The sequence below is a fragment of the Lachnoclostridium sp. genome (assembly GCF_031997925.1).
Classification (GTDB): domain Bacteria; phylum Bacillota; class Clostridia; order Lachnospirales; family Lachnospiraceae; genus Lachnoclostridium.
Map to the genome: position 1 here is coordinate 59938 of NZ_DAMADT010000025.1, position 10131 is coordinate 70068.

General features: G+C 34.9%; 7 protein-coding genes and 1 pseudogene. 7 read left to right on the plus strand and 1 reads right to left on the minus strand.

What is annotated here, in order from left to right; translation table 11 throughout:
* The coding region (locus RTP52_RS14960; protein WP_312372239.1) for a hemolysin family protein at positions 1-1122 on the plus strand (1122 nt) is incomplete at its 5' end.
* A 188-nt stretch (positions 1123-1310) separates the two neighbouring features.
* On the opposite strand, the pseudogene RTP52_RS20440 reads toward RTP52_RS14960, so the two are convergent.
* Positions 1311-1510, minus strand: a pseudogene (locus RTP52_RS20440) (GntT/GntP/DsdX family permease); the annotation flags it as partial.
* Positions 1511-1841: 331 nt separating this feature from the next.
* Between RTP52_RS20440 and RTP52_RS14970 the strand changes: the two are divergent.
* From RTP52_RS14970 to RTP52_RS14995, 6 genes are all read left to right on the plus strand, one after another.
* Entirely contained in the window at positions 1842-4292 is a 2451-nt protein-coding gene (locus tag RTP52_RS14970; protein ID WP_312372241.1) for a glycogen/starch/alpha-glucan phosphorylase, read from the plus strand.
* A 474-nt stretch (positions 4293-4766) separates the two neighbouring features.
* Positions 4767-5900 (plus strand): GDSL-type esterase/lipase family protein, encoded by a 1134-nt coding sequence (locus RTP52_RS14975; RefSeq protein ID WP_312372243.1) that lies wholly within the window; start codon positions 4767-4769, stop codon positions 5898-5900.
* A gap of 62 nt (positions 5901-5962) precedes the next feature.
* Entirely contained in the window at positions 5963-7339 is a 1377-nt protein-coding gene (locus RTP52_RS14980; RefSeq protein WP_312372245.1) for a CCA tRNA nucleotidyltransferase, read from the plus strand.
* 117 nt (positions 7340-7456) lie between these two features.
* Positions 7457-7930 (plus strand): hypothetical protein, encoded by a 474-nt coding sequence (locus RTP52_RS14985; RefSeq protein ID WP_312104293.1) that lies wholly within the window; start codon positions 7457-7459, stop codon positions 7928-7930.
* A gap of 28 nt (positions 7931-7958) precedes the next feature.
* Positions 7959-8717 carry a hypothetical protein gene (locus RTP52_RS14990; RefSeq protein ID WP_312372247.1) on the plus strand — a complete coding sequence of 253 codons (759 nt, stop codon included), beginning with the start codon at positions 7959-7961 and terminating at the stop codon, positions 8715-8717.
* Positions 8718-8873: 156 nt separating this feature from the next.
* Positions 8874-9917 (plus strand): hypothetical protein, encoded by a 1044-nt coding sequence (locus tag RTP52_RS14995; protein WP_312104288.1) that lies wholly within the window; start codon positions 8874-8876, stop codon positions 9915-9917.
* Positions 9918-10131: the final 214 nt, after the last annotated feature.

The window sequence follows — 10131 nt, forward strand, 5'->3', positions numbered from 1 at the left end:
ACCAAATTCTTATCAACAATTCAGGTAGCAATTACGTTAGCAGGTTTTTTTTCGAGTGCGTCTGCAGCAACTGGTATCTCAAAGGTACTTGGCGGTTATATGGAGTCGTTATCGATACCTTATAGCCAAACAATTGCTATGGTTCTTGTGACTATTTTATTATCTTATTTTACCCTTGTGTTCGGTGAATTGGTACCAAAAAGGATTGCGCTACTAAAGGCTGAGAGCTTTAGTTTATTTGTGGTGAATCCAATTAACACCATATCAAAATTTATGTCTCCATTTATACGGTTATTATCACTTTCTACGAATGGTGTTTTACGACTGCTTGGTTTTCATAAACAGACAGTAGAGGATGTGGTAACAGAAGAAGAAATTTTGGCGATGTTGACTTCTGGAAGTGAGCAAGGTGTCTTTCATGAGTTAGAAACAGAAATGATCAATGGCGTATTTTCGTTTACCAATAAGACAGCAAGAGAAATCATGGTCCCAAGAAAGGATGTATTTGGCATCGATATCAATCATCCTATGGAGGAACAATTGGATGGTATTTTTGAATCTAGGTATTCAAGAATTCCAGTTTATGACGGTAATAAAGATAATATTATTGGTATATTAAACATAAAGGAATGTCTTCCTTACTGGAAACACCATAGTTTCTTACCGGAAGATGTGAGAAGGCTTATGAGAAAGCCTCATTATGTAAATGATACCAAGTCTGTAGTATCTCTATTTCAGGAATTGCAAAAAGATAAGAATCGTATGGCAATCTTAATTGATGAGTATGGAGGGTTTCTTGGTATTGTTACAATGGAAGATATTGTGGAAGAAATCGTCGGGGATATTGATGATAAGCACAGTGAAGTAGATTTTGTGGAATTAAATGAAAATGAGTTTCTTGTAAATGGTGCGATGACAATAGATGATGTAAATTACGAACTCTCGATTGATCTTAAAAAAGGGAAATCAGAAACTTTATCAGGATTTTTCATCGAACAGCTGGGATACATTCCAGAAGAACTAGATAGAACTCAAATACGAGTAAATAACATAAACTTACGGATTCATGACGTTGAAGGGAAGAGAATCAGTAAAGTTTTTGTTCAAATAGATCATAATTAAACTAGTGAAAATAACGAATAGTATAGAAACGTCGAACTTAACTAATTTAAGTAGCAAGCTTTATTACCTACAGTCGTATAACAGTAACAAAACAGGAGTAACTTTGATATGGTAAATCAAAGTTACTCCTTAGTATTTTATAGAGGATGATTTATCAGCAAGATCCTAGAAAAAACATTAGCTAGTTACTATTTAACAAAGAATAAAATAATCAACGCCCCAACAAATCCTGTTACACCAACAATAGTCTCCACTATAGTCCAAGATTTCAAAGTTGTTTTACATCGATTTGAAGTAAGGACTTTACAAGCCAGAAACTAGAGTCGTTAAAATGGCTCATAACTGTGGCACCACCAGCGATTGCTGCGGTTATGCAAGCAAGATAGAGAGAAATATGAATTTCTATTGTATTACAAGAAGTCAAAATGTTATAATCAAGTAACCTTTTTTAGATCGTAGTAATATAAAGTTTGTCTTATACGTTCGTTAAGGATACTAGCAGGAAGTGACTTAAAAGGAACCATATAAAAATCATGACATACGATATAGTGACCCTTTTTATGATTTGACGAGATACAAGCAATCATTTTTTCAGTAGTTAGAAATCCAATCTCTTAAGTGGTGGTTGAAAAACTTAAGAAGCGGAGAAAAGATACTTTAATGCACATAATAATCAGATAGTGCAGGCTGAGAAAAGAATCTTCTTAGTAAAGGGAGGAATGAGTATGGAGTTAAAGAAGGAAGAGTTTAAACGAGGTGTTGAAAAATTTTTAAAGACACTGTTCCGTAGAAATGTAAATGATGCAACGAAACAGCAGTTATTTCAGGCTGTGTCCTATGCGGTGAAGGATATCATCATCGACCAGTGGATGGAGACTCATAGGAAATTTGAAGAGCAGGATGTAAAAATAGTCTACTACCTATCCATGGAATTTCTTATGGGGCGTGCGCTAGGAAATAATATTATCAACTTAAAGGCTGATAAGGTAGTGCATGATGCATTGGAGGAAATGGGAGTAGATCTTAATAACCTTGAAGATCAGGAGCCGGATGCAGCACTTGGAAATGGTGGACTTGGAAGACTTGCCGCATGCTTCTTAGAATCTTTAGCGAGCTTAAACTATCCAGCTTATGGTTGTGGTATTCGTTATAAATACGGTATGTTTGAACAAAAGATTGAAGATGGATTTCAGGTGGAAGTTCCCGACTTGTGGTTAAAAGATGGAAACCCTTTTGAAATGAAACGAACGGAGTACGCACAAGAAGTGAAATTCGGCGGATATGTACGAATGATAAAGGACGGAAGCGGTAGAGAAATCTTTATTCAAGAAAATTATCAATCTGTTCGTGCAATTCCATACGATTTACCAGTAGTGGGCTATGGAAATGGTATGATAAATACCTTAAGGATATGGGATGCGGAAGCAATCAATACATTTAATCTTGATTCATTTGACAAAGGCGATTACCAAAAGGCAGTGGAACAGGAAAACCTTGCGAGAACCATTTGCGAAGTTTTGTATCCGAATGATAATCATTATGCAGGAAAAGAGCTAAGATTAAAGCAGCAATATTTCTTTGTATCCGCAAGTATACAGCGAGCAGTTGCAAAATACAGTCAGAATCACAGAGATATTCGAAAACTTCATGAGAAGATATGTTTTCAACTCAACGATACGCATCCGACGGTAGCAATTCCTGAGCTAATGAGAATTCTAATGGATGATTACTATTTAACCTGGGAGGAAGCGTGGGAAGTTACGAACAAGACATGTGCCTATACCAACCATACTATTATGTCAGAAGCTTTAGAAAAATGGCCGATTGAACTTTTTGAGCGCCTACTTCCGAGAGTATACCAAATTATTGATGAGATAAATCGTCGATTTGTCTTTATGCTGCAACAGCGATATCCTGGGGATTATAAAAAGATTGAAAAGATGGCTATTCTTTATAACGGACAGGTTAAAATGGCAAATCTTGCGGTTGTTGCTGGATTTTCTGTCAATGGTGTTGCAAAGCTACACACGGAAATTTTAAAGAAGCAACAGTTACGTGATTTTTATGAATTGTGGCCAGAAAAATTTAATAATAAGACAAATGGCATCACTCAAAGAAGATTCTTATTGCACGGAAATCCAGAGCTGGCTGAATTTGTTACTGAAAAAATCGGTGATGGGTGGATTTTAGATTTATCTCAGATGAACCAATTAACCCCTTATGCAGTGGATCAAGAGGTTGGCGAAAAGTTTATGGAGATAAAATATCACAATAAACTTCGTCTTGCAGCCTATATCAAAGAGCATAATGGTATCGATGTGAATCCAAATTCAATCTTTGATGTTCAAGTAAAGCGTTTGCACGAGTACAAACGCCAGCTTTTAAATATTTTACACGTGATGTACTTATATAATAAGTTAAAAGAGAATCCTGACATGGAGTTTTATCCAAGAACCTTTATATTTGGTGCGAAGGCTTCTGCTGGATATCGTAGAGCAAAAGCAATTATTAAATTAATTAATAACGTGGGTGAGGTCATTAATTATGATACTTCCATAGGAGATAAATTAAAGGTAGTATTTATAGAAAATTACCGAGTATCAAATGCGGAGATAATCTTTGCTGCAGCAGATGTTTCTGAGCAGATTTCAACAGCAAGCAAAGAGGCGTCTGGAACAGGGAATATGAAATTTATGTTAAATGGTGCACTCACCTTAGGGACTATGGATGGAGCAAATATTGAGATTGTGGAGGAAGTGGGCCTAGAAAATGCCTTTATCTTCGGTCTTAGTTCTGATGAGGTTATTCATTATGAATTAAACGGAGGTTATCAACCTAGGGATATTTACAATTCTGATTCTGATATCAAACGTGTTATAAATCAATTAGTGGATGGATTCTATTCTGCACAAAACAAAGATTTATTTCGTGAGCTATATAATTCCTTACTTGATACAAACGATTATGAGAAGGCAGATCAATACTTTATCCTAAAGGATTTTCGCTCTTACGAGCAAGCTCAAAAACGTGTCGAAGCAGCATATCGTAAGAAAGAAGCTTGGGCAAAAGCAGCAATATTAAATGTTGCTAAATGTGGAAAATTCTCTTCGGATCGAACCATTGAGGAATATGTAAGGGATATCTGGAAGCTTAGCAAAGTTGAGTTCTAAAATAAAATAAGTAAAAGTGACAAAGAACTTAATCTCTATAAAAAAATAGAACATAAGATAAGAATAAACATGGAATGCAACGTGAGTAAACTTGATTTAATAAATATAACACGAAGTAAAAATCGGAAGAATCAACAGAAGTTTTTAAGCGTCTGTTTGATTCTTCCGACTTTTTCTCCTCTCAGTAGTGGCAATGAGGTTATGAGCAAGTAGCGTAAAGCGGATTGCGAATATCTACTTTGACTTAACTTAGGAAGCCTATAGTGATGAATCTACTTAGTTCTTTCTTCTTACTTTTTTGGAAAAAAGGGAAAAAATGTTTGATACATAACTTTATAACATTACAATTGTTTTAATTCTACAAATTATTCATTAATATTAAAGAAATAGTAATATTTTTGAAACTTTCTTGTATCAATACTTATCTATACTATGAAAGATATAATTAGTAATGTGTAATAGAGAGGCGCTGTCATGTATACGAACAAGGAACTATTGAAAATACGTTATCAGAAAAAAAGAAGAAGAAATCGTACAAAAAGAGTAATTTATGCAATAAGTGTGACAGGGATGCTGTCGCTTTCCATATATTTATGCTTATCCCAAGGGGGGAGCAGCAGGGTTGGTGCGAAGGCTGCGAATTCCCACAGAATAGAGACTAGTGTTGATCCGGGAGAAAATAATCAGGAATTAGAAGATATTGCTTCAAACAATCCTCATGAGATTGATTCCGAACTAAATGAAACAGGTGAGAATAAGAATCCACTTGATATGAATAATGAGGGAAATCAAGAGGTTGAATCCGATGGGGATGATAGTGAAACTACCAAGTGGGGAATTGAGGAAAAGAATGAGGATTTAGAAAATAATAAAACAGAAACAAATGCGGGTGAATCAAATACTGGCAATGCGGATGGTTCATCAAAAGATGATTTAAATAATGAAAACGCCAAAAAGGATGAGAATTCGAAAAAAGATACTTCGGAAGATGAAACATCAAAAAATATGAATAGTGAAATTGAGGATGAATTTTTTAAAGATACTATTTTTATCGGAGATTCCAGAACAGAAGGTCTTGGACAATTTGGTGGGATTAAAAATGCAAAGTTTTATACGTATCAAGGCTTGATGGTAAACACAGCAATTGGTAAGGACTATATTACTCTTGATAATAAACAAAAAGGTAATATATTCGATGCAGCAAAACAAACTTCATTTTCTAAAGCATATTTATTGTTTGGAATAAATGAACTTGGATGGAATAGTCTTGACATTTTTATAGAAGATTATCGTGACATTATTAAAGGATTGAAAAAAATAGAACCAGACTGTGAAATTATCATACAAGCAAATTACCCTGTGTCAAAGAAGATGAATGAAGGAGATAAAGTATATAATAACACGAATATAAGAAAGTTTAACAATTTAATCAAAAAGATGGCTGAGGAGGAAGGAGTATCCTATCTAGATTTGTATTCTTATTTTGCAAACAAAGAAGGAAATCTACCCGATGATGCAGCTACGGATGGTATCCACTTAACTCCAAAATACAATAAGGACTGGAAACAGTGTCTAATCAATTTTGGAAGTGGTAATACTGAAAGGTAATGCGTAATAATCTCATCTGTGATAGAATAAATACAGATTGAAGTGAAAGGAATTACCCTAAAATGTTAATTACTCTCCCAGATAAGGTGAATTATATCATAGAAGAACTGATGGCTCATGGTTTTGAAGGCTATGCGGTAGGAGGCTGCGTTCGCGACTCTTTACTAGGTAGAATACCAGGAGATTGGGATATTACGACCTCTGCAAATCCCTATGAGGTGAAGCAGATATTTTCAAGAACTATAGACACAGGAATTAAACATGGAACAGTTACGGTTATGCTTGGGAAAGAAGGTTTTGAAGTTACGACCTATCGCCTTGATGGTGAATATGAGGATAACCGTCATCCAAAGCAAGTAGAATATACAAAAAATTTAATAGAAGATTTAAAACGAAGAGACTTTACAATAAATGCGATGGCTTATAATTCCAAAGATGGACTTGTTGATGAATTTGAGGGTCTAAAAGACTTACAGGAGAAGAAGATACGTTGCGTTGGAAGTGCAGACCAGCGGTTTGATGAGGATGCACTTCGTATTCTTCGTGCGGTTCGTTTTTCAGCGCAGCTTAATTTTAAGATTGAGGATGAAACACTTGCTGCAATCCGTTTAAAAGCTTTGAATTTAAGAAATATTAGTGCGGAGCGCATTCGTGAAGAACTTAATAAACTATTATTATCAAGCTATCCAGAAAAATTAAGTATTGCCTATGAAACGGGATTAACAGAGGTTATTTTACCGGAATTTGACCAGATGCTTGCTACTTCGTTACAAGGTCCATACCAACATTCAAGTGTTGGTGAGCATACAATGGAGGTTTTGCGCTATTTCGTCAAGAAATTTTCAAAAGAGGTTGAAGATAAAAAGCAACAATTGATTTATCGTTGGGCGATTCTTTTGCATGATGTAGCAAAATCAGTAATAAAAGAAAATAATTCGCAAGCTCTTAATTACAGTAAGGAGCATCAAGTCAAGGGTGCAAATATGGCGAAGTCTATTTTACGCAGATTAAAGTTTGATAATGAAACGATAGAGAGTGTGTCAAAACTAGTCTATTATCATAATTTTAAATTTGGCCATTCAAAAGAAGATATTCGAAGAGCAACCAATCTCATTGGAGAAAAATACATGCCAATGCTTTTTGTAGTTCAGGAATGTAATATGGAAACAAAAGATCCTCAAGTGATAGATGAGATGAGTAAGGACCTAAGACGTGCCAAAGAGCTATATCAGGATATGATTGAACATGGAGAATGTGTATCTCTAAAGAGCTTAGCGGTAAATGGAAAGGACTTAATGGAACAAGGATTTGAGTCAGGCAAAAATATTGGGTTATTACTTGATATGCTATTAGAGAAGGTAATTGGTGATCCAACCTTAAATACGAAAGAACAATTATTAAAGATAGCCAGAAATCAAAAGAAAACAATAAGAAATTGATGGACAAGTAGAATATTAAAAATTTAAATGCCTAAGAATAAGGCACATGATTTTATAACATTTTTATTCAATTTTAGCATATGATAAAGTAACATTAGTAATTATGAGGAGAATACTATGTCTCGTTGTTCCTCGATTCCAATTTGCCTATTTCCGATTCAATTTCCCACTACAATGCCTGAGTTTTTTAGCCAGTTTCAAGCAACTCAAACGTTTTTGGTGCAGGCTGATATTAACGATAATGTGGCGGTAACAACTCCGTCCATCTGCGTATCAAACATTCGATTTGTACCTAGTGTAGCGGGAACATCTGCAGAAGGTCAGATATTGACCGGTAAAAATCTTATTGTAATTGGATATTTTAATACCAAAATCGTTATAACACGTGTAGAAAATGGAGTAAGAAAAAATAATACTGTAGAAAAGGTTATACCATTTTCAACTAATATCGTAGTACCGTTAGAGGATAATGGTAACCATCAAGTATTTTTAGGTTTTGATATTCAGGACTTTTCTGCTATTATCATAGCTAGAAATACACTATTTTGTAGCATATCTTTAGTTTTAACGTACGACAATTGTGATGATTAAGGATGTTCCTTTTCCTTTGGATGATGGCTTGGATTTATGCATGGCACTTACAGTAGAAAAAGAAGTGGCATATACTTTTGATATTCTAAAGTATGAGATGCTTGTTTTAAATTTATCAGATAAGTACATGCCACATATATGGATTGAGATAGACCATCCGAAATCAACAATACTTATACCAAATTCGTTCCTTATTCAAAACGGGGGTAAGCCAATAAAAAAAGGAGACGCTATTTTACTATCTCTGGCACCCAACGAAAGGGGAATCGTACGGTTTGGTCTATGTATATCAGAAATGCTACGAGAGGATTTTATATCAGTACGTTGTAGAGCTGCTCAAAAAGAGTTCTTAGTATTTTCTAATGAAGTATATGCAAAGATTATTAAAACAGTAGGAAAACCGTGTCTCATAGAACAGAACTTACTATTTCCAAAGCAGATACCGGAATCAGGTGTTGTTAGGGATATAAAGGTAGATTATCAACACCAGAAATCAACGTTTCTTCCATTTTCAAAAAAAGGAAGAAAGGGAGAGCTTTGTTGTAATACGAAGCTTTTAATTACTGGTGTTCTTTCCTATTCTGTAAAAGTCAAATTTAGGATAGGTAATTCTCATTATGAGAGAACTATTGAATATTGTTCGGGTCATACTGAATCGATTATTTTACCTGAGGGAGCAAATATTTTAAAACCAAATGTGAAATTAATTCTGTATTCCACGGATTTTATTTGCATCGGGAGGAAGCTTTACTGCTGTGCCTTTGGTATGTTATTTTTTCAACCATAAGGACAACCAAAATTTTATAGAAAAGCTTGTTAATCTATACAAAAGTGTACAATTTTACATTCCACATAGCATGATTTTTCATATTACATCATATGATTAGAAAGAACTCCCTCTAAGGGCATTCAGGGAGTATGTTTTCAGTCGGAGGGATGTAATGTGGAGGATAGAAGCCAAGAGGTACTAGGAAAATATGATTTGAGAATCTACAATACCTACCGTACAAGAGGAGCATATGTATTGGAAACTGATCAGGGACTGAAGCTGCTTTGCGGATATGAGGGTGGAGAAGGACGTCTCGAATTCGAGGATACAATCAAGCAGCAGATTGCAGCGAATGGATACGAAAATACGGATGGTTATGTTAGAAACTGTGCTGGTTCAATTCTTTCCGTAAATTCTATTGGCGAAAAGTTTGTAATTAAGAACTGGTTTGATGGGGAAGAATGTAACCTTAAAAAAGAGGATAAGATATGTCTTGCAACCTCAAATTTAGCTCGTCTTCATAATTGTATGGTGGGAATTGAAGTTAGTCCAGAGCAGAAGCAATGTTATCAGCAAGGAAACCTTTTTACAATCTTAGAAAAAAGGACAAGAGAACTGAAACGGGTAAAAAGCTACATACGGGAAAGAAAGCAGAAAAATGAATTTGAGGTATGCTATTTAAGTGAGTGCGAACGTTTTTTTAAAGATGCCTTGGATGCGATGGAGTATATGAAGCAAATCCCTTATTGTACTCTAATGTGTAATTCGCTAGACCGGGGTATGGTTTGCCATGGGAACTATACTTATCATAATGTTTTTATCTTAAATTGTAATAAAGCAACCAATCAGCTTTGTTCTGCTGCTGCGGTTCATGAAAGTGATATGGTAGCAACCTCGAATTTTGAAAAGTCAGTCCTTGGATTACAGGTTACTGATCTTTATCAATTTATCCGGAAGGCAATGGAAAAAAACGATTGGAACATCAGCATGGGACAAAACATTTTAAAAGAGTATCAAAGACAGAGAACCCTTTTAAAGGCTGAGAAACATTTACTTTACGTATTACTCCTCTACCCAGAGAAGTTCTGGAAGATTACAAATTACTATTATAATAATAAAAAATCTTGGATACCACAGAAAAATGTTCAAAAGCTGATCACCTTAACCGAACAAATTGATTCCAAAAAAGAGTTTTTAGATCAGTTATTAAAGGTATAGATAGGCTAGATAGGCTGTTGTATTCAAATTAAATATCCATTATAATGAAGGTGTGTCGAAATTTGGCACACCTGTTTAAGTTTATACAAAGGCTACAAGACTGCATGGCAGAATTTTGTTTCTAGTGAAGATGAGGGAAATATATGAAGCATAAGAAAAAACAAGACTGGTCTAAACTCTTTATTATCGGTGCAATTGTTGTTGCATTGTTGGC